We start from the raw sequence: 19,673 nt of genomic DNA on the forward strand, positions 1-19,673 counted from the left end.
CCCGCGGCCATGGATAGGCGTGCGACTTGGGCCAAATGTTGGCCCAGCTTGACCGTGGCGCTTCACGGCCGCGCGAGCGTGGCCACAAAGCTGTGGAACAACCTCCGCAGTAAGAGCGTTCGGCGGTGGCGCCGCCTCTGCTAGGTTCCTTTCCGAGGGGCGTACGACTCAGGCGGGCGCCCCGCAGGACTGGAGCCCGCACGCCGGTATGGAGAGCGCCGCCGTCTATTCGATCGAGCCCGGGACCGAGGGCCCGTCCGTGCGCCTGACCGGCGACTGGACGGCCGACGCCATGGGCGCGGCCGGCGCGGCCCTGCGTCGCGAGCTCGGCCGCCCGCGACGCGTGGATTTCGACCTGACCGGCGTCGGGCGACTCGACACCGCCGGCGCCTTCGCCCTGATCAAGGCGGCCGGCGAGGCCTTCGACCTGTCGCACGTCCAGGCGCGGCCGGAGACGGTGCGGCTGATGACGCTCGTCGCCCAGGCCGCCAGCCGCAAGGCGGTGGTGCGCCCCGCCCCCACCGGTTTCCACGAACTCACCATCCGGGTCGGCAAGGGCGTGGTGAACGTCGGCGCCGAGGCGATCGACACCATGGTCTTCCTGGGCCACCTGCTGGTGGTCCTGGGGCGCACGGCGGTCAACCTCGTCACTCGGCCCAAGCGGGTGCGCTGGCCGGCCCTCGTCGGGCTGATGGAGCGGGCGGGCCTCGACGCCATCCCGATCGTCGCCGTCACCTCCTTCTTCATCGGCGCGGTGATCGCGCTCCTGGGCATCAACCAGCTGCGCCAGTTCGGGGCCGAGGTGTTCACCGTCGAGCTGATCGGGATCGCGGTGCTGCGCGAGTTCGGCATCGTCATCACCGCGGTCCTCCTGGCCGGCCGCTCGGCCTCCTCCTTCGCCGCCGAACTCGGCTCGATGAAGATGAACCAGGAGATCGACGCCATGCAGGTGCTGGGCGTCGATCCCTTCGAGGCCCTGGTGTTCCCGCGCTTCGGCGCCCTGCTCATCACCATCCCGCTGCTGACCTTCGTGGCGGTGCTCGCCGGCCTGTTCGGCGGCCTGGTGGTCACCTGGAACGTGCTGGGCCTGGGCCCCGCCTTCTTCCTGCAGCGGATCGTCGACAACGTCGGGCCGACCCACTTCTGGGTCGGGCTCTCCAAGGCGCCGGTGATGGCCGCGGTGATCGCCGGCATCGGCTGCCGTCAGGGCCTGGAGGTCGGCGTCGACGTCGAGAGCCTCGGCCGGCGGGTGACCGCGGCGGTAGTGCACGCCATCTTCGCCATCATCATGATCGACGCCGCCTTCGCCCTGATGTTCATGGAGCTCGACCTGTGAGCGAGACCGGCGACGCCAGGGACGGGCTCGACGAGACGGGGCCGGTGATCGAGGTGAAGGGCCTGCGCACGGCCTTCGGCGACCACGTGGTGCACGACAACCTCGACCTGACGGTGCCGCGCGGCGAGGTGTTCGCTGTGGTCGGCGGCTCCGGCGCCGGCAAGTCGGTTCTGCTCAACACCATCATCGGCCTGAAGCGCCCCGACGCCGGGGTGGTGAAGGTGTTCGGCCAGGACATCGCCCACGTCTCGGACCGGCGCTGGTCGGCCATCGAGCGCCGCTGGGGCGTGCTGTTCCAGATGGGCGCCCTGTTCTCGAACCTGACCGTACAGGAAAACGTCGCCGCGCCGCTGTTCGAGCACACCAACCTCTCCCGCAAGGAGATCTACGAGCTCGCCGACCTGAAGATCGCGCTCGTGGGGCTGCGCCCGGACGCCGGATCGCTGAAGCCCGCCGAGCTCTCGGGGGGCATGCGCAAGCGGGCGGGCCTGGCCCGCGCGCTGGCGCTCGACCCTCAGCTCCTGTTCCTCGACGAGCCCACCTCGGGCCTCGACCCGATCGGCGCCGCCGCCTTCGACGAGCTGATCCGCGACCTCTCGGAGAGCCTGGACCTCACCGTCTTCATGATTACGCACGATCTCGACACGCTTTATGCGATCACCGACCGCGTGGCCGTGGTGGCCGACAAGCACATTGTCGCCGCCGCTCCGGTGCGCGAACTGGAATCCTCGGACCATCCCTGGATCCGCGAATACTTCCTGGGGCCGCGCGGTCGCGCCGCCGCGGGCAAGGCCAAGCCAGCTGGGGCCAAGCCAGCTGGGGCCAAGCCAGCTGGGGCCAACCCAGCTGGGTCGAGGACGGACGCCTGATGGAAAAGAACGCCAACTACGCCCTCGTCGGCCTCTCGTCGCTGATCCTGTTCATCGGGCTACTGATCTTCGTGGTCTGGCTGGCCCGCCTGCGGATCAACGCCGAGTACGACCTCTACGACGTGGTCTTCCAGGGCCCCATCGCGGGCCTGAATCAGGGCGGCGAGGTCCGCTTCAACGGCATCAAGGTCGGCGAGGTCGGCAAGATCGCGCTCGACCGGACCAATCCGAGCCGGGTGATCGCCCGGGTGCGGGTGACCTCCGACGTGCCGATCCGGGCGGATTCCTTCGCCACCCTGGAGCCGCAGGGCATCACCGGGGTCAACTACGTCCAGATCACCGCCGGCACGCCGGCCAAGCCGCTGCTGAAGGACACCGTGCCCCACGGCACCATCCCGGTGCTGCGCAGCCAGCGCAGCGCCATCTCCGACCTGCTGCAGGGCGGCGGCACCGTGCTGACCCGCACGATCGAGGCGCTCGACCGGGTGAACCGCGTCCTTTCGGACCAGAACATCAAGACCTTCTCGACCGCGCTCTCCGACACCCAGGCGTTCACCGCCGAGCTGAAGCGGCGCAAGGACATCATCGCCGACGCCCAGAAGGCGCTGCAGGACGCCGACGTGGCCATCCAGCAGGTCAGCGAGCTCGCCAAGTCGAGCCAGAGCCTGGTGGACGGCGACGGCCGCCGCAGCCTGAAGAACATCGCCGACGCCGCCGACGAGGTGAAGGTCACCGCCAAGGAAGTCCGCGGCATGGTCGACAAGCTGCAGGGCCCGACCGCCGACTTCGCCACCAACGGCCTGCCGCAGATCACCGCCGCGGTGATCCAGCTGCGCTCCGCCGCCCAGGCGCTTGAGCGCCTGGTCAACGAGGTGGAGGCGAGCCCCACCGGCACGCTCGGCAAGGCGCCGGCCGAAGACATGAAGGTGAAGCCATGAGCCGCCCCCTCCTCCGCTTCGGCCTGCTGGCCGCCGTCGCCCTCGGCCTGTCTGGCTGCATCTCCCTGCTGCCCAAGTCGAAGCCGGCCCAGCTCTACCGCTTCACGCCCCCGGCGGCGGCAGCCAAGGCCGAGCCCGCGGCCAGTGCGGTCGGCGTCTTCCAGGGCGGCGGCGAGTTCCAGCGGGAATCCGCCGGCGACCGGATCGTCACGGTGACCGGCCCGAAGGTCGCCTACATCGCCGAGGTGCGCTGGGCGGCGCCGGCGCAGGTGCTGTTCGACCAGGCGATGGACGCGGCCTTCGAGGCCTCCGGCGGGCATGTGCGGCTGGTGCCGCGCGGCGCCCCCGCGCCCACCGACTACGTCCTCAGGACCGACGTGCGCAATTTCGAGACCCGCTACGAGGCCGGTGCGAAGGCGGCGCCCACCGTGCTGGTGCGGGTCCACGCCCTGATGACCCGCGACCGGGCCCGCACGCTGGTGTCGGAGCAGGTCTTCGAGTCCCGCGTCCGGGCCAGCGACAACCGGGTTTCGGCCATCGTCGACGCCTACGCCAAGGCGACCGGCGAGGTGCTCGATCAGCTGGTCGCCTGGACCAACGAGAAGGCGAGCTAGATCGACGGGATCTCGGGGATCTAGATCTCCAGGCCGGCCAGCCGCCTGGCGGCGGTGACGGTGTTCTGGAGCAGGACCGCCACGGTCATCAGCCCGACCCCGCCGGGCACCGGCGTGATCCAGGAGGCGACCTTCGAGGCCTCCTTGAAGTGGACGTCGCCGACCACCTTGGTGCGCCCCTCGGCGGCCTTGATCGGATCATCGAACGGCACGCGGTTGATGCCCACGTCGATCACCGCCGCGCCGGGCTTGATCCAGTCGCCGCGGATCATCCGCGGCCGGCCCACGGCGGCGACCAGGATGTCGGCCTCGCGGCAGACGGCCGGCAGGTCCCTGGTGCGCGAGTGGGCGATGGTCACCGTGCAGTCCTCGGCCAGCAGCAGCTGGGCCACCGGGCGGCCGACCAGCACCGAGCGGCCGACCACGACCGCGCGCTTGCCGGTCAGGTCGCCCACCGTCTCGCGCAGCATGATCATGCAGCCCATGGGCGTACAGGGGTAGAGGCCGGGCAGGCCGCTCGCCAGCCGGCCGGCGTTGATCATGGTCAGGCCGTCGACGTCCTTGTCCGGGTCGAGGGCGGTCAGCACCGCCTTCTCGTCGAGGTGCTTGGGCAGTGGCAGCTGGACCAGGATGCCGTGGATCGCGGGGTCCGCATTGAGCGCGGCCACCAGGGCCATCAGCTCGTCCTGGGTGGTCTTGGCCGGCAGGGTGTGGGTCACCGAATGCATGCCCGCTTCGCGCGACTTCTCGCCCTTGGATCGGACGTAGATCTGGCTGGCGGGATCATCGCCCACCAGGACGACCGCGAGGCCGGGGACGAGGCCGTGGTCGGCCTTCAGCCGGGCGACCTCCTCGGCCACCTGCGCCCGCAGGCGCTCGGCGTAGATCTTGCCGTCGATGATCTGGGCCTGGTGTGCGGTCTCGGCCATGCGCGCCTCCGGAACTGCGCCCCCGAGTACCCGTTCAAGCCAGGCTAATCAAACGCTAGCGGAGCCGGTCGTCCCGAGATGCCCTCACTCAGTCAATGGTTTTCCCAGGCGGCGAGCGCCACGTCACGCTGGACCGGCAAGCCGTCCGCCTTCCTGATGTGCTGCCTGATCGTCGTGGTCTGGGCGGTCACTGGGCCGGTGTTCCACTACTCGGACACCTGGCAGCTGGTGATCAACACCGGCACCACCATCGTCACCTTCCTGATGGTGTTCCTGATCCAGAACACCCAGAACCGCGACAACGCCGCCCTGCAGGCCAAGCTCGACGAGCTGATCCGCGCCTCGCAGGCGAAGAACGAGTTCATCGGCATCGAGCATCTCTCGGACGAGGAGCTCGAGGACATCCTGGCCGAGTGCGAGCAGCACCGGCCCGACGTGGTGCGCCGCGCCGAGGCGCGCGCGGGCCGCAGCCGCAAGGCCGAGATCAGCGCGTCCCAAAAGCGGGCGACGCGCCGCGCCGCCGCGCCTCGCCGCAAGCGCGCCTAGGGCCGGCCGCGCCGCAGCCAGCAGGCCAGGGCCCAGGCGTGCGACTCCCTGTCGAGCGCCCGCAGCGCCGCGACCGGCTCCATCCAGACCAGCGCGTGGTCGTCCTCGATCTTCAGGGCCGCGTCCTCGGCCACGAAGCGGGCGGCGTAGAACCGGCCTCGGGTGTTCTTGGCCTCGCCCTTCTCGTTGACGAAGTAGTGGTCGGCCGCGACCAGCTCCTCGCCTACCTCGACCACCAGACCCGCCTCCTCGCCGCACTCGCGCGCCGCCGCCGCCTGCGGCGACTCGCCGGGATCAAGGCCGCCGCCCGGCAGGTCGGTGCGCCCGCCGCCGTTCTCGAAGGTGACGCGCACGATGGCGACCTTGCCGTCTCTTTCGACCACGGCGAAGGCGGCCGGGCGATCGGGATAGTCCCGCCCCGGCTGCGGGGTCCCGAATTGCGGCGCGCCCATCAGTCGCTCGCGTAGAGGGTCAGGAACGGATCCTGCTTGCCCGCCAGGATGTCGGCGAGCGGCACGGGCTTCCAGCCGACCTTCTGCTGGTCCGAGGCGCGCCAGGCCTCGACGATCATGTCGCGCAGCTCCGAGGCGCCGACCGCCAGCTGCTGGCGGGCGAAGGCGGGGCCGCGCGCGTCGCCGGGCCGCAGACCGCCGGCCTTGTCGATCTCGTAGAGCGTCGGGACGAGCTTGCCGGTGGCGACGAGGTAGGACGCCGTCCGCTGCTCGATGGCGCAGTGGCACAGCCGCAGCGGGGCGATGCGGGCCGCGACCTCGCCGGGCTTGACCACCGCCTGCACCATGTCGCCCTCGAACGCCTGGTGGAACTGCTTGGAGGTCGTGTAGCCGGCGGGATTGGGATAGTCGCCCCAGCCGTTGAAGTGCACGGAGACGTGCAGCGGCTGGCTGCCGTCGGCCACGAAGTGGGAGAGCTGGCCGGCCGCGAGGAGGATCTGCGCCTCGCGCCGCCTGCGGTCGGCCGCATACCAGGCGCGGTGGGCCTTCCAGGCCGGGTTGGCCTCGGCGTACTTCAGCGCCCGCCAGTAGGCGAATTCCTTCGACAGCCGCTGATAGGATTCCAGGATCGCGTAGGGCAGGTAGCCGGCCTTCCAGCTGTCCTGGCCGACCGCCCGCAAGGCGGTGTCATAGCTCTCGCGGTCCGGAGGCAAGGCGGTGAGCGCCGGGCCGCCCAGCACCTTGCCGTCGTCGTCGAGATCGACGAAGTGGCCGGGGCTGTACTCGTAGTCGAACGCCTTTCCGGCGCCCTTCAGCCGGTCCGGCTCGCGCGAATATTCGCCGACGTCCAGGGCCGCCTGGGGCGTACGCAGGAAGGCCGGGATCTCGGCCGGCAGCGCCCTGACCGCCGTCTCGCCGATCATCCGGTGACCGGAGTTACCCCAGGCGATCGCGGCCTGTGGCGCGGCCGCGAGCGCCGCCGCGAACGCAAGAATACTGAGCCGTTTCATGCCCCTCGTTTGAGCGCTCCCCGTGGGGAAGGCAAGGCTCAACCGCCGGTCGCGCAGAACCTTACACGGGCGGCAGGCCGAGGGCCTTTTCGACGCGGCCGATCCAGGCCTGCACCTTCGGATAGTCGGCGAGCCGGAAGCCGCCCTCCCCGGCCATCCGGGTGTAGGCGACGAGGGAGATGTCGGCGAGCGTCAGGCGTCCGGCGACCAGGAAGTCGGCGTCCGCGAGCGCCTCGTCCAGCCGCTTGAGGGCCGCCTTTCCCCGCTCGACGATGCGCGGCTCCAGCTCATCGGGGGACTTGCCGAGATAGCGCACCTGAAAACGGGCCACCGCCACATAGGGCTCGTGGCTGTACTGCTCCCAGAACAGCCACTCGAACATGCGGGCCCGGTCATAGGCGTCTTTCGGGATGAGATCGGAGCCTTCCGCGAGGTGCAGGATGATGGCGTTGGACTGGGCCAATGGACGTCCGTCGTCGAAAACGACGGCCGGAACCTGCCCGGCCGGGTTCAGCGCCAGAAAAGCCGCAGTGCGGGTCTCGGCCTTGAGCACATCCGTCTCGATCCACTCGTACGGAAGCCTCAAATGATCGGCCGTCCACTTCACCTTCAGGCAGTTTCCCGAGATGGAGTCCCCAAAAATTCTCATTTCGCCCGTCCTCCATGGCCAAGCTTTGATTGGCCCGGAGTCCCAGGCGCGATCAAGCGATGACGCCTGACGGGGCCTATTAGGAAAACTGATAGGGCACGATCTTGCGCCCGTTCGGGGTTGCCCGGGGCGGCCTCAGCCGGTACGAGTCCGGCCACCAGTTCAACGACGAAGGAGACGCCGTCAATGCGACGCCGCCTCGCCGCCCTGGCCGTGCTGCCTTTTCTCGTTCTCGGGTCCAACGCGCATGCCGCGTCCAGCGATCCCGTCGGCGACCTGATCACCTCACTTGTGACCGGCACGCTGCCCACAGGTCCCGTGTGGAACCTGAAAGCGACGCTGTACCACGCCGGCGCCAAGGGCGTGGGAGCCCTGGATTCGCTGGGCTGCAAGGTCGTGGCCATGCGCACCGTCGCGGTCGACCGCAACTTGATCCCGACGCGCAGCGTGCTGTTCATCAAGGAGACCGTCGGCATGAAGATGCCCGACGGCTCGGTCCATGACGGCTACTGGTACGCCTCCGACACCGGCGGCGCGATCAAGGGCAAGCGCATCGACCTCTACACCGGCTCGGGCGCCAGCTCCGCCAAGAAGGCGCAGACGCTGAACCTGGCCCAGCTGACCGCCATCAAGGTCGGCGAATTCAAGGGCTGCCCACGCGGCTGAGGGCGAGCCGGAAGCTGCGCAGCGGCTGACCGGGATCCATACCCGCCTGATGGCCGAGCCTGATCCACGGCGACGCCGCCCACCCTCCCGATCCATCGACGTTCATCGGGCCCGGACTTCGCCTGCGGCGAAACCGGGATGACGCGCGTGCGCAAGCGGGGGCTGCATGATCCACAAGCCGAACTTCTTCGTCTTCACCGGCGGCCCGGGCGCGGGCAAGACGACGCTGCTGCGCCACCTGGAGGCCTCGGGAGAGCTGGTGGTCGAGGAGAGCGCCCGGGCGGTGATCCGTGAAGACCCAGGCGCGCGCGGCGGCGAGGCCTTCTTCCGCCGGATCGCCGCGCGGGACATCGCCGCCTTCGACGGCCGGCGCGACGAGGACCGGCGGGTCTTCTTCGACCGGGGGCTGATGGACTGCCACGGCGCCGACGGGATCGCGCCCTGGCCCGAGCTGGAGGCGGCGCTGGCGTCGCGGCGCTACGCCGAGATCGTCTTCGTCTTCCCGCCCTGGCGCGAGATCTACCGGACCGACGCCGAGCGCATCCAGGACTTCGCCCACGGCGAGCGCGTGTTCGGGTTCGTCATGCGCCAGCTGCCGAAGCTGGGCTATGCGCCGGTGGTCGTGCCGGTGGGCCCGGTGGAAGCGCGGGCGGCCTTCGTGCTGGAGGCCGTCGCGGGCCTCGCCTGATCAGGTCTCGACGAAGGCGCGTTCGATGACGAAGTCGCCGGGCTGGGCGACCGAGCCCTCGACGAAGCCGCGGTCGAGCATCTGCTTCTTGAGGTCCACGAGCACGGAGGGGCCGCCGCAGATCATGACGCGGTCCACCGCCGGATCGAGCGGCGGCGTGCCGAGGTCGCGGAAGATCTGGCCGCTCTCGATGAGGTCGGTGATCCGACCCTGCGTCCTGAACGGGTCGCGCGTCACCGTCGGATAGTACTTCAGCTTCGGCGCGATCATCTCGCCGAGGTACTCGTCGTTCGGCAGGTCGTGCTCGAACAGTTCGCGGTAGTTCAGGTCGCTGACGTGGCGCACCGTGTGGGTGACGATCACCTCGTCGAAGCGCTCGTAGACCTCCGGGTCGCGGGCCAGGGACAGCCAGGGCGCGAGGCCCGTGCCGGTGCCCAGCATGTAGAGCCGCTTACCGGGCTTGAGGCCGTCCAGCACCAGGGTGCCGGTGGGCTTGCGGCCGATCAGCACCTCGTCGCCGACCTTCAGGTGCTGCAGGCGCGAGGTGAGCGGGCCGTCCGGCACCTTGATCGAATAGAACTCCAGCTCCTCGTGCCAGGCCGGCGAGGCGATGGAATAGGCGCGGACCAGCGGCTTGCCGGTCTCGAGCGTCAGGCCGACCATCACGAACTGGCCGCTCTGGAAGCGGAAGCCCGGGTCGCGCGTGCAGCGGAACGAGAACAGGGTGTCGGTCCAGTGCTGGACCCAGGTCACCTTCTCCACGAAGAAGGCGCTGGAGGCCTTCGGGGCCGGTTGGGCCAAGGTCACGGTCGCATCCGTCATAGGTGTCTCTTTGCGCGCTCTTTAGCGGGGCCGGGGCTAGATGTCGCCGCCGACGTTGGCCACGGCGCCGGGCGCACGGGCGAGATGGATACCGCACTCGGTCTTGTCCAGACCCTTCCAGCGGCCGGCGCGGACGTCGTCGCCGTCCTCCACCGGCTGGGTGCAGGGCCAGCAGCCGATCGAGGCGAAGCCCTGCTCCACGAGGGGGTGGGCCGGCAGGTCGTGCTCGACCATGTAGGCGTCGAGGTCGGCCTTGGTCCAGTTGGCGAGCGGGTTGAACTTCACATGGTCTTCGGTGGTCTCGACCACCGGCAGCGACATACGGTCGCCGCCGTGGAAGCGCTTGCGGCCGGTGATCCAGGCGGAGAAGCCCTCCAGCGCCCGATCCAGCGGCAGCACCTTGCGCACGTGGCAGCAGGCGTCGGTGTCGGTCTGCCAGAGCTTGGCCTGGGGATCGGCGGTGGCCAGGTCCTGATAGGCCGGGCGCAGGTCGCGCACGTCGGTCAGGCCGAGCCGCGCGGCCAGGTTCTTGCGGTAGTCCAGGGTCTGGCCGAACAGCATGCCGGTGTCGAGGAACAGCACCGGGATGTCCGGGCTCACCTTGGCGGCGAGGTCCAGCAGCACCGCCGACTCCGCGCCGAAGGACGAGACCAGCGCCAGCTTGTCGCCGAAGGTCTCGTAGGCGGCCTCCAGCACCGTGCGCGGATGCGCATGGCGAAGCTCGGCGTCGAGGCGGGCGGCCAAGGCCGAACCCGGACGGATCTCATCGTAGGCCACGCTCACTTTTCCCTCTCCACGAAGGCGGGGACGCGATCGTCCGCCGCTCGCTGGTAGACATGGCGGAAGCGCTGGGTGGCCCTTTCCCAGGCGTCCGCGGTGGAGCCGTCCGCCGGCTCATAGGCGTCGATGCCGCAGCGGAGCATGAAGCCCGCCTGCTCGAGCAGCACGTCCCCGCTCGCCCGCACTTCGCGGCCGAAGGCGAGCCGTTCGCGCAGGATCCGCGCGTTGGTGTAGTGCCGCCCGTCCCGGAACTTGGGGAACTGCAGCGCCACCAGGGCGATGCGCGGCAGGTCGTAGGCCAGGGCCTCGACCTCTTCTTCCGTGGTCAGGCGCACGCCGACCGAACGGCCTTCGGAGAGCAGCCGGTCGCCTTCCGCCTGGAAGCGGGTCAGCGACAGGATGACGTCGCCCTGCGGGATCTCCTGGTCGTCGTCCACGTGGGTGAAGGGGTCGTTGGCCAGCACCATGCGGCCGCCCTGGGACTTAATGAGCGTCGGCATAGACGGCCTCTTTGAACGGGGCGACGCCGGTGCGCCGGAAGGTGTCGAGGAAGCGCTCGCCGTCCTTGCGTTCGCGCATGTAGACCTCGACCATCTGCTCGACGGCGGGGGCGACCTTGTCGGCCGGCAGGGCCGGGCCAAGGATCTGGCCGAGCGCGGCGTCCTCTTCGCCGGAGCCGCCCAGGGTGACCTGGTAGAACTCCTCGCCCTTCTTATCGACGCCGAGGATGCCGATGTGGCCCACGTGGTGGTGGCCGCAGGCGTTGATGCAGCCCGAGATCTTGATCTTCAGCTCGCCCACCAGCTCGGCCTTCTCCTCGTCGGCGAAGCGGGTGGCGATCTGCTGGGCGATCGGGATGGCGCGGGCGTTGGCCAGGGCGCAGTAGTCGAGGCCCGGGCAGGCGATGATGTCGGTGATCAGGTCGATGTTCGGCGTCGCCAGGCCCGCGCCCTTCAGCGCCTCGTAGACGGCCGGGAGGTCGTCCTGGCGCACGTGCGGCAGGATCAGGTTCTGGGTGTAGTGCACCCGCACCTCGTCCAGCGAGTAGCGCTCGGCGAGGTCGGCCACGAGCTCCATCTGGGCCGAGGTCATGTCGCCGGGGGTCTCGCCCGGGGTCTTCAGCGACACGTCGACGATGGCGTAGCCGGGCTGCTTGTGCGGATGCACGTTGTGCCGCGCCCAGCGGGCGAAGCGGGGATCGCCCGCCTTGGCCGCCTCGAACGCCTCGGAGCGCGGGTTGAGCTTGGCGAAGCCGGGGGTGAACCAGCCGCGGATGCGGGCCAGCTCGGTGTCGGGCAGGTCGACGACCTCCTTCCGGGTCTTCTCCCACTCGGCCTCGACCTGGCGGGCGAATTCCTCGGCGCCGAGCGAGGCGACCAGGATCTTGATCCGCGCCTTCCAGATGTTGTCGCGCCGGCCGTAGCGGTTGTAGACGCGCAGGATCGCCTGCAGGTAGCTCAGCAGGTGCCGCGTGGGCAGGAACTCGCGGATCGTCGGGCCGAGATAGGGCGTCCGGCCGAGACCGCCGCCGACCATCACCTCGAAGCCGAGCTCGCCGCCGCGGCCGCGGCGCATGGCCAGGCCGATGTCGTAGATCTTGGTCGCCGCCCGGTCCTTGGCCGCGGCGGTCACCGCGATCTTGAACTTGCGCGGCAGGAACGAGAATTCCGGGTGCAGGGTCGACCACTGGCGGATCGCCTCGGACCAGACCCGCGGGTCGTCCAGCTCGTCGGCGGTGGCGCCCGCGTAGGGATCGGCCGTGACGTTGCGGATCGTGTTGCCCGAGGTCTGCATCGAATGCATCTCGACCTCGGCCAGATGCTCCAAGATCTCCGGCGCGTCCTTCAGCTTGATCCAGTGCAGCTGCAGGTTCGTGCGGGTCGTGAAGTGGCCGTAGCCCTTGTCGTAGGTCGAGGCGATCCAGGCGAGCTTGCGCAGCTTCTTGCCGTTCAGCGTGCCGTAGGGGATCGCGATCCGCAGCATGTAGGCGTGCAGCTGCAGATAGAGCCCGTTGAGCAGGCGGATCGGCTTGAACTGGTCCTCGGTGATCTCGCCGGCGAGGCGGCGGTTCACCTGGTGGCGGAACTCCGCGGCGCGGTCGGCCACGAACTCCCTGTCGATCACGTCATAGCGGTACATGCCGGCCTCACTTCCGCTTGATCAGGGCGACGCGGCCGGTAGAGCGCGCCGCGCCATGGGCTTGCTGGAGGGCCGCGATGTCCTCGCCGCCCAGCGCCTGCTTGCCGTGTTGGGGATGGTTCGACGGACCGAGGGCGCGGATGCGCTCGCGGAAGCTCAGGGGCGCCCAAAGCCCCTCGCTCTCGATCACGTCGATCAGATAGGGGTCGACCACGACCGTCAGCTCGGACTTGGCCTTGGCTTCGGCGGTCTCGGCGGCCTGGTCGTCGGCGAACAGCTCGGCCTCGGCGAAGCGCTCGACCCACTGGCCCTTGCGCCAGAAGACGGTCTCGCCGTCCGCCAGCCGGTTTCCGGTCAGGGCCCTCATGCCCGCGCCTCCCGCACGATAGTTTCGATCAGCGCCGGCGCCTCGCCGTCGCGGGCCAGCGCCATGGCCTCGCCGACGATCAGCAGGGCCGGGCCCTTCAGGCTGGCCGCGGCGTCCGCCAGGCCGGCCAGGGTGGTCAGGACGCGCCGCTCGTCGGCGCGCGAGGCGTTCTCGACGATCAGCGCCGGGGTCGCGGCCGCGCGGCCGGCGGCCAGGAGGCGCGCGGCGATCGGCGCGGCCATGGACAGGCCCATGTAGATCACCACCGTCTGGTTCGGCCGGGCCAGCGAGGCCCAGTCGAGGTCCGGCTCGGCGCCTTCCCGGGCGTGGCCGGTGACGAAGGTGACCGCCTGGGCCGAGCCGCGGTGAGTGAGGGGCGCGCCGGCCGACGCGCTCGCCGCCAGGGCCGCGGTGACGCCCGGCACCACGTGGCACTCGACGCCGGCCGCGCGGCAGGCTTCCAGCTCCTCGCCGCCGCGGCCGAAGATGAACGGATCGCCGCCCTTGAGACGCACCACCTTCAGGCCCTCGAGCGCGAAGGCCACCAGCATGCGGTTGATCTCGTCCTGGCTGTAGGAATGGCGCGACTTGCGCTTGGCCACCGAGATGCGCCGCGCCGACGCCGGCGCGAGGGCGAGGATCTCGTCGGAGACCAGGCCGTCGTGGACCACGACCTCGGCGGCCTGAAGGGCCTTCAGCGCCTTGATGGTCAGGAGTTCGGGGTCGCCGGGACCGGCGCCCACGAGCCACACCGCGCCCGCCTGCGCCGCCTTGCGGCCGCCAAGGACCACCAGTCCTTCCCTGCGCCGGGACCTGTCGCGACTCTGCGGCATGGATTAGGTTCTCTAAACACTCACTGGGCGGAAACGAGACGGGACGGGCTTGCGCCCGCCCCGTTCATTCGCCCGCCGGCGAAAAGGGCCGATACACCAGCGGACGCTTGCAATTAGGTGCGGCGCGCCCCAATTCGCAATCCAAGGACTTCTGCCGGGGCTGTCAGGAAATCTCATGGAACGCACGACGGAGCGCCGCCGCCTGCCGCCGCTCAACGCGCTCCGCGCCTTCGAAGCGGCCGCGCGGCACCTGAACTTCAGCCGCGCCGCCGACGAGCTGTCGGTGACGCCCGGCGCGGTCAGCCAGCAGATCCAGAACCTCGAGGATTACGTCGGCGCGGCGCTGTTCAAGCGCACGCCCAAGGGCCTCCTCCTGACCGATGCGGCCCAGACCGCCCTGCCCGCCCTGCGCGAAGCCTTCGACCGTCTGGCCGAAGCCGCCTCCCTGCTCACCGCCGCGGTCGACGGCCGCCGGCTGACCCTGACCGCGCCGCCCTCCCTGGCCGCCAAGTGGCTGGTGCCGCGGCTGGGCGACTTCGAGCGGGCGCATCCGCAGGTCGATGTCTGGCTGCAGGCCGGCATGGAACTCGTCGACCTGACCGCCGGCGAGGTGGACGTGGCCGTCCGCTACGGTTCCGGCCGCTATCCGGGCCTGGAGGTCCACCGGCTGATGAGCGAGAGCGTGATCCCGGTGATCAGCCCCGAGCTGCACGCCCAGACGCCCCTCGACGCGCCCGAGGACCTGGCCAATCACGTCCTGCTGCACGACGGCTCGCCCGAGCTCGACGATTCCTGCCCCGACTGGTCCATGTGGCTGGCGGCGCGCGGCGTGAAGGGCATCGACGGCACCCGCGGCCCGCGCTTCAACCAGTCGAGCCTGGTCATCGAGGCGGCGGTGAACGGCCGCGGCGTGGCCCTGGCCAAGCGCACCCTGGCCCAGGCCGACCTGGAAGCCGGGCGGCTGATCGCGCCTTTGCAGATCGCCACCCAGGTCGACTTCGCCTATTACCTCGTCCATCCCAAGGCAAAGGGTCGGCTGCCGCAGGTGAAGGCCTTCATCAACTGGATCGAGGCCGAGGCCCTGGCGCACGAGGAGGCGCTACGGACCATCGACAACGGCGCCGGCATCTAGACGAGACGCAAGCATCGATGACCCTTCTGACGGACGAACGCCGCCCGCCGGCGGACTGCACGACCATGGCCGAGGTGCGCCAGGGCGTCGACGCCCTCGACCGCGCCCTGGTGGCCATGCTGGCCGAGCGCCAGCGCTACATGGACGCCGCCGCCCGCATCAAGCAGGACCGCGCCGCGGTGCGCGACGAGGCGCGGGTCGAGGACGTGGTCGCCAAGGTGAAGGCCGAGGCGCGGGCCAAGGGGCTCTCAGAAGCCATCGCCGAGCCCGTCTGGCGCACCCTCATCGAGGGCTGCATCGCCTATGAGTTCGAGGTCTGGGACCGGCTCCGCCGCCAGCCCTGAGCTGGGCCAGGCCTGGGCCTAGGCTTGGGCGAGGTAGGCCTCGATCTCGGCCACCGCCCGGTCGAGCCCCTGCTGCATGGCCGGCAGGGCCGTCTCGCCCTCGGTCTCCGCCGCCTCGCAGAGATCGCCGAGGACCCCTGCCCCGACGCCGCGCGCCGCGCCCTTGATGGTGTGGGCGACGTCCCGCCAGCCGGTGGGCGCGCCCTCGAGCTGCGGCGCCCAGATGGCGGCCTGTTGCAGGAACAGCTCGAGCACCTCGCGCACCACCCCCCGGTCGCCGGCGGCGAAGCGTTCGAGGTAGGCGAAATCCACTGTTTTGCCTGAGGAATTCGAGGTCTCGCTCAAAGCCTTCAAACCCGCCTTGCCAACGCTGCGTTTTCGCGTATTTTCCGCGCCCTCGCCGCCGGGCGAACCCGCAAGGGGCGAACCGGAGCCGGGACGGGTGTATAGCTCAGTTGGTAGAGCAGCTGACTCTTAATCAGCGGGTCCAAGGTTCGAATCCTTGTACACCCACCATCTCCTTCCTTCAGACGATCTTCCCCTAGCGGGCAGCCGCTGGACGCCGCCCGAGCGGGCCGGCGCTCAGAAGGTCGCGCGGGCGAGCAGCCAGTGCAGTTGCGGCCGGCGCGGCGAGCGGCGCCAGGCGGGCGAGTCGGTCGGCCAGGCCTGATCGATCACCACGATGGCGGCGCGGCCCATGGCGCGCTCGATCTCGGCCAGGCGCTGGGCGTGGCCCGTCGCGCGCTTCTGGGAGCGGAACGGGCTCATCAGGCCGTTCTGCATCCGCACCGCCCAGCCGTAGGGCTCCTTCACCACGCGATAGGTGATCGTCGTCTCGGCCATCGGGCCATCCTCCAGGTTCCGGAGCTCTAAGGTCCAGATTGGCCAGGAGGTTGCAGCCGAATGCGCGGCGGCGCCTTGAGGGAGGTCAACGCCGCCGTGTGCGCCCGGCGCGGGTCGGGGTCCGTGCGGCCTCTTCGCGCACCATGGCCCCGGCCATCGCCCTGAGCAGGGCGCCCACCTCGATGGGCTTGGCCACCACTTCGTCCATGCCGGCGGCGCGGTAGGCTTCCACCTGGTGCGACATCACGTTGGCGGTCAGGGCGACGATCGGCGTGCGCCGGCGGCCGCTCTTGCCCTCGGCGGCGCGGATCGCCTCGGTGGCGCAGAGGCCGTCCATGACGGGCATCTGGACGTCCATCAGGATCAGGTCCCAGTCGGCGTCGCGCCAGGCCTGCAGCGCCTGGGCGCCGTCGGGCACCACGGTGGCGTCGACGCCGATCTGCTGCAGCAGGGTGGTGAGCACGAGCTGGTTCACCGGGTTGTCCTCGGCGGCGAGGATACGCAGCGCCGCGAGCCCGTCCTCGACCGGGGCCGGCTCGGCCTGCTGCGGGACCTCGGCCGGCGCGCCGCGGCGGGCCAGCGGCAGGTCGACGGTGAAGGTGGAGCCCGCCCCCGGCGTGCTCTTCAAAGCGATCTCGCCGCCCATCATCCGCGCCAGCTGCTGGGAGATGGCCAGGCCGAGCCCGGTGCCGCCGTAGCGACGCGTCGTCGAGGCGTCCGCCTGGACGAACTTGTCGAACAGGCCGCGGCGCTGGGCGGCCGAGATGCCGATGCCGGTGTCGGCGACCTGCAGGCGCAGGCCGCCCTCCGGGGCCTCGACGCGCACCGTCACCGAGCCTGACTCGGTGAACTTCACCGCGTTGGAGACGAGGTTGGTGATGATCTGCCCGACCCGGGCGCTGTCGCCCACGAACAGGGCCCGCGCCTCGGGCGCGACCTCGAGCTCCAGCGCGACGCCCTTCTCCTGCGCCTGCGCGGCGAAGGCGTCCACCGCCCCGCGCGCCAGGGCGGCGATGTCGATCTCGCCCTCCTCCAGCTCCAGCTTGCCGGCCTCGATCTTCGACAGGTCGAGCACGCTGTTGAGGAGCATGAGCAGGCTCTCGCCGGAGCGGCGGATGACCTCGAGCCGATCGCGCTGGGTCTTGGAGAGGCGCTCGCGCGCCATGGCCTGGGTCATGCCGAGGACGCCGTTGAGCGGCGTTCGGATCTCATGGCTCATGGTCGCCAGGAATTCGCTCTTGGCCCGGCTGCCGGCCTCGGCGCGGTCGACGGCCTCGATCAGGGCCAGCTCGGACCGCTTCAGCTCGGTGACGTCGTGCAGGGCGCAGAGCAGGCGCTGCGGGCGCCCGTCGGCGCCGGCCATCACCTCCCCGGCCGCCGAGGCCCAGACCTCCCGCCCGTCGGCGCGGTCGATCCGGCACAGCACATGCGGCGGCGGGCCGCCGTCGAAATAGGCCTGCCAGGCGGCTTCGGCCCGCTCCCGATCCTCGGGCGCGATGGGGCCGAAGGGATTGGCGGTGAAGCTCTCGAAGGTCGGCGGCTCGTCGAAGAAGTCGGACTCGGCGCCCTGGCTGACCAGGGTGCGGCGCTGGTAGTCCACCTCGAAGACATGGAGCTGGGCGAGCTGGGCGGCGATGCGGAAGCGGCGCTCGGCGGCCTCGGATCGCTCCAGGGCGGCCTGCATCTCGATCATCGCCGAGGCGGTGCGCGTATTGGCCTGGCTCCAGTCGCTGATCGCCTTGTGCGTGCCCATGGCGATGAGCATGAGCGTCGCGGCGAGCGACATCAGCGCCAGGAACACCGCCGCCCCGTGGACGGGGCCCAGGATCCAGAAGGCGATCAGGCCCATGGCGACCACGCCGGGCGCGACCATGGCGGCGAACATCGCCCGCGAGGTCCAGCCCAGCGACACCCCCAGCGTCGTCAGGAGCATGATGAGGATGGCGCTGAGCGCCAGGCCCGCCTCGCTGCGCGTGGCGACGGTGAAGGCCACGGGCGCGGAATAGCTGAGCACCGTGCGCAGGAACGTCAGGACGGAGAGCCGTCGCAGCCCGCGGTCGGAGTCCGCCTCGGCGGCGGTGCGGCCCATGCGGGTGTAGACGTGCTGAAGGGCGGCGTCGGCCAGGACCATTCCGGCCGTCCAGACCGCCGCCAGCTGCGGCGCGCCGGCGAGCGCCAGGCAAAGGCCGTGGAAGGCGTCGAAGGCGCAGCGGGCGGGTAGCGGGAAGGCGATGCTGGCGAGCGTCAGCTCGAACGGCGTGTGCTGCTCGGGGATCGCGGCCGACGCGCTTTCGACGCCCTCCGGCTCTCCCCCCAGCTCGTTCACCGACCCGCTCACCGACCCGCTCACAGGCGCGACGGCCATGACTAAACCCCTCCCCCGAAAGGCTTTTCTCGTCCGTTACCCTCTGATTTCGCGCGTGGGTGGTTAAGGAGCGCCGAACAGGGGTGCGACATTTTGGCCGTTCAGCCGAGCCGCAGGCTCACGTGGGTGGCCCCGAGGACCCCCAGTTCGCCGGCGCGCCGTTCCGAGCTGACCCCGTAGACCATCACCGAGGGCGCGACCCGCTTGGACGACCGGATGGTCTGGGTGGCCCAGAGCGCGAACTCGGTGTCTGAGAGGCCCTGCGGGCACTCGATCGACAGGGCGCGCAGGCCGGCGCCGGCGAGGCGGGCGAGCAGCGGCCCGGCGCCGGTGTTGAGCCGCCCGACGACCAGCAGTGCGAACGGCTTGACCATGGCCACGACGGACGACAGCGCGCCGGCCGGCGCGCCCTCGATGTCGAGGATCTCGCAGATGGCGCCGCAGGAGACGAGCCCGCCGGCCTCGCGCAGAGGCTGGATCAGCTCGGCCCGGCCGCGGGCGCTCGAAAGACTCGCATAGGACAGCGGCACGATCAGGCTGAGCTGCTGCTGGCCGGAGCTGTCCGCCCGCACGCGGTCGATCCCCCGGGCGACGGTGGCCAGGTCGATGCGCAGGAGTTCGGCGGCGGAGAGGTCGGCGAGCGCGGCGGGGCCGAGCGCCTCGCCGGTGCGCGTGACGATGACCCGCCGGTTCATGCGGAAGCCGATGCGAGTGAAGCCCTTCAGCTCGTAGACCGGCTCCAGGGTCGCGCTGACCCGCAGTTGCCGGCCATCGGCCGAGACGAAGGGCGACCACTGGTCGATCCGCGGGCGGGGCGCGGGCGCGGCTTCCGCCGCGGCGGGGGCGGCCGGCGCCGGCGCGGCGGCGACCTCGTCGGCCATCCGGGTGACGGCGGCCAGGTCCACCTGCTTGGCGTCCAGGGCGCCCGGCGCGATCCGCGTGACCTGCAGGATCCCCTTGGGGGCCAGGTGGGAGTCGCCCAGGAAGTGTTCGAGGATCTCGCGCAGGTAGCGCAGGCAGGCGGCCTGCCCGGCGAGGCGCCCAAGATCCGGCTGGACGATGAGGAAATCGGTCTCGGAGACGCGCAGGAAGAGGCCGCGAGGGCCAAGGCCGCGTTCGAGAATGCGCTGGGTGAAGCCGTAGACCTGCTCCTGGCGCAGCGCCCAGCGCGCGCCGAAGCGCTGCTCGACGGCCTCGACGGAGATCAGGTTGACCTTGCCGGCAGCGAGCAGGGTCCGGTCGCTGAAGCGCTCCAGCGAGGCCTCCAGCCCCGCGGCGACGACGCGCGGCACCGCGCCCGCCGTTTCCGGCTGCGCAGCCCCCTCCCCTGGACGTGTGAGCGTTGCGCCCG

General features: G+C 70.6%; 23 protein-coding genes and 1 tRNA gene. 10 read left to right on the forward strand and 14 right to left on the reverse strand.

The features are described from left to right. Positions 1–208: 208 nt before the first annotated feature. From DJ017_RS15325 to DJ017_RS15340, 4 genes are read left to right on the forward strand one after another with little or no spacing between them, the layout of a single operon-like run. Complete coding sequence (locus DJ017_RS15325) at positions 209–1,336, forward strand: ABC transporter permease (RefSeq protein WP_111529531.1); 1,128 nt, start codon at positions 209–211, stop codon at positions 1,334–1,336. Then, positions 1,333–2,205, forward strand: a complete 873-nt coding sequence (locus DJ017_RS15330) for an ABC transporter ATP-binding protein (protein WP_111529532.1) — start codon at positions 1,333–1,335, stop codon at positions 2,203–2,205. The genes DJ017_RS15325 and DJ017_RS15330 overlap by 4 nt, the downstream gene beginning before the upstream one ends. After that, positions 2,205–3,143, forward strand: coding sequence for an MlaD family protein (locus tag DJ017_RS15335; RefSeq protein WP_111529533.1), 939 nt, complete (start codon positions 2,205–2,207; stop codon positions 3,141–3,143). The genes DJ017_RS15330 and DJ017_RS15335 overlap by 1 nt, the downstream gene beginning before the upstream one ends. Next, entirely contained in the window at positions 3,140–3,757 is a 618-nt protein-coding gene (locus DJ017_RS15340; protein ID WP_111529534.1) for an ABC-type transport auxiliary lipoprotein family protein, read from the forward strand. The genes DJ017_RS15335 and DJ017_RS15340 overlap by 4 nt, the downstream gene beginning before the upstream one ends. Before the next feature lie 20 nt (positions 3,758–3,777). Here the strand turns inward: DJ017_RS15340 and folD are convergent, their stop codons facing one another. Then, the gene (folD, locus tag DJ017_RS15345) at positions 3,778–4,686 is read right to left on the reverse strand and encodes a bifunctional methylenetetrahydrofolate dehydrogenase/methenyltetrahydrofolate cyclohydrolase FolD (protein WP_111529535.1); all 909 of its coding nucleotides are present in this window, start codon (positions 4,684–4,686) and stop codon (positions 3,778–3,780) included. Positions 4,687–4,764: 78 nt separating this feature from the next. On the opposite strand from folD, the gene DJ017_RS15350 reads away from it, so the two are divergent. Next, positions 4,765–5,232 (forward strand): low affinity iron permease family protein, encoded by a 468-nt coding sequence (locus DJ017_RS15350; protein ID WP_111529536.1) that lies wholly within the window; start codon positions 4,765–4,767, stop codon positions 5,230–5,232. Here the strand turns inward: DJ017_RS15350 and DJ017_RS15355 are convergent. The 3 genes from DJ017_RS15355 to DJ017_RS15365 form a co-directional block, all read right to left on the reverse strand. Beyond that, entirely contained in the window at positions 5,229–5,684 is a 456-nt protein-coding gene (locus DJ017_RS15355) for an NUDIX domain-containing protein (protein ID WP_111529537.1), read from the reverse strand. The two genes, DJ017_RS15350 and DJ017_RS15355, sit on opposite strands and share 4 nt — an antisense overlap. After that, complete coding sequence (locus DJ017_RS15360; RefSeq protein ID WP_111529538.1) at positions 5,684–6,694, reverse strand: phospholipase C/P1 nuclease family protein; 1,011 nt, start codon at positions 6,692–6,694, stop codon at positions 5,684–5,686. The genes DJ017_RS15355 and DJ017_RS15360 overlap by 1 nt, the downstream gene beginning before the upstream one ends. Before the next feature lie 61 nt (positions 6,695–6,755). Further along, positions 6,756–7,343 carry a glutathione S-transferase family protein gene (locus tag DJ017_RS15365; protein WP_111529539.1) on the reverse strand — a complete coding sequence of 196 codons (588 nt, stop codon included), beginning with the start codon at positions 7,341–7,343 and terminating at the stop codon, positions 6,756–6,758. 186 nt (positions 7,344–7,529) lie between these two features. On the opposite strand from DJ017_RS15365, the gene DJ017_RS15370 reads away from it, so the two are divergent. Beyond that, positions 7,530–8,009 (forward strand): 3D domain-containing protein, encoded by a 480-nt coding sequence (locus DJ017_RS15370; protein WP_111529540.1) that lies wholly within the window; start codon positions 7,530–7,532, stop codon positions 8,007–8,009. Positions 8,010–8,175: 166 nt separating this feature from the next. Further along, positions 8,176–8,697: an AAA family ATPase gene (locus DJ017_RS15375; RefSeq protein WP_111529541.1), complete on the forward strand. Its 522-nt coding sequence runs from the start codon at positions 8,176–8,178 to the stop codon at positions 8,695–8,697. On the opposite strand, the gene DJ017_RS15380 is transcribed toward DJ017_RS15375, so the two are convergent. The 6 genes from DJ017_RS15380 to cobA are packed head-to-tail and all read right to left on the reverse strand — an operon-like array spanning position 8,698 to position 13,638. Next, positions 8,698–9,519 (reverse strand): ferredoxin--NADP reductase, encoded by an 822-nt coding sequence (locus DJ017_RS15380; RefSeq protein ID WP_111529542.1) that lies wholly within the window; start codon positions 9,517–9,519, stop codon positions 8,698–8,700. A gap of 36 nt (positions 9,520–9,555) precedes the next feature. After that, positions 9,556–10,296, reverse strand: a complete 741-nt coding sequence (locus DJ017_RS15385) for a phosphoadenylyl-sulfate reductase (protein ID WP_111530133.1) — start codon at positions 10,294–10,296, stop codon at positions 9,556–9,558. A gap of 2 nt (positions 10,297–10,298) precedes the next feature. Beyond that, the gene (locus tag DJ017_RS15390) at positions 10,299–10,799 is read right to left on the reverse strand and encodes a DUF934 domain-containing protein (protein ID WP_111529543.1); all 501 of its coding nucleotides are present in this window, start codon (positions 10,797–10,799) and stop codon (positions 10,299–10,301) included. Further along, on the reverse strand, positions 10,783–12,438 hold the full coding sequence (locus DJ017_RS15395; protein ID WP_111529544.1) for a nitrite/sulfite reductase: 1,656 nt from the start codon (positions 12,436–12,438) through the stop codon (positions 10,783–10,785). Before DJ017_RS15395 ends, DJ017_RS15390 begins: the two co-directional genes overlap by 17 nt. Before the next feature lie 7 nt (positions 12,439–12,445). Further along, complete coding sequence (locus tag DJ017_RS15400; protein WP_111529545.1) at positions 12,446–12,805, reverse strand: DUF2849 domain-containing protein; 360 nt, start codon at positions 12,803–12,805, stop codon at positions 12,446–12,448. Next, positions 12,802–13,638 carry a uroporphyrinogen-III C-methyltransferase gene (cobA, locus tag DJ017_RS15405; protein WP_111529546.1) on the reverse strand — a complete coding sequence of 279 codons (837 nt, stop codon included), beginning with the start codon at positions 13,636–13,638 and terminating at the stop codon, positions 12,802–12,804. Before cobA ends, DJ017_RS15400 begins: the two co-directional genes overlap by 4 nt. A gap of 175 nt (positions 13,639–13,813) precedes the next feature. Between cobA and gcvA the strand changes: the two genes are divergently transcribed. Together gcvA and DJ017_RS15415 are read left to right on the forward strand one after the other, a co-directional pair. Further along, entirely contained in the window at positions 13,814–14,770 is a 957-nt protein-coding gene (gcvA, locus tag DJ017_RS15410; protein WP_111529547.1) for a transcriptional regulator GcvA, read from the forward strand. A 17-nt stretch (positions 14,771–14,787) separates the two neighbouring features. After that, entirely contained in the window at positions 14,788–15,114 is a 327-nt protein-coding gene (locus DJ017_RS15415; RefSeq protein WP_111529548.1) for a chorismate mutase, read from the forward strand. Positions 15,115–15,132: 18 nt separating this feature from the next. On the opposite strand, the gene DJ017_RS15420 is transcribed toward DJ017_RS15415, so the two are convergent. Then, positions 15,133–15,426 carry an Hpt domain-containing protein gene (locus DJ017_RS15420; RefSeq protein WP_227000161.1) on the reverse strand — a complete coding sequence of 98 codons (294 nt, stop codon included), beginning with the start codon at positions 15,424–15,426 and terminating at the stop codon, positions 15,133–15,135. Positions 15,427–15,554: 128 nt separating this feature from the next. Between DJ017_RS15420 and DJ017_RS15425 the strand changes: the two genes are divergently transcribed. Then, positions 15,555–15,630, forward strand: a tRNA-Lys gene (locus tag DJ017_RS15425). A 66-nt stretch (positions 15,631–15,696) separates the two neighbouring features. Here DJ017_RS15425 and DJ017_RS15430 read toward each other — a convergent pair. From DJ017_RS15430 to DJ017_RS15440, 3 genes are all read right to left on the reverse strand, one after another. Continuing rightward, a complete protein-coding gene (locus DJ017_RS15430; RefSeq protein WP_111529550.1) occupies positions 15,697–15,957 on the reverse strand; it encodes a hypothetical protein in 261 nt (86 codons plus the stop codon). Positions 15,958–16,042: 85 nt separating this feature from the next. Continuing rightward, positions 16,043–18,322, reverse strand: coding sequence for a hybrid sensor histidine kinase/response regulator (locus DJ017_RS15435; protein ID WP_111529551.1), 2,280 nt, complete (start codon positions 18,320–18,322; stop codon positions 16,043–16,045). Between the two features lie 101 nt (positions 18,323–18,423). After that, positions 18,424–19,614: a hypothetical protein gene (locus DJ017_RS15440; RefSeq protein WP_111529552.1), complete on the reverse strand. Its 1,191-nt coding sequence runs from the start codon at positions 19,612–19,614 to the stop codon at positions 18,424–18,426. Between the last annotated feature and the right edge of the window lie 59 nt (positions 19,615–19,673).

The sequence above is a fragment of the Phenylobacterium soli genome (assembly GCF_003254475.1).
GTDB lineage: Bacteria > Pseudomonadota > Alphaproteobacteria > Caulobacterales > Caulobacteraceae > Phenylobacterium > Phenylobacterium soli.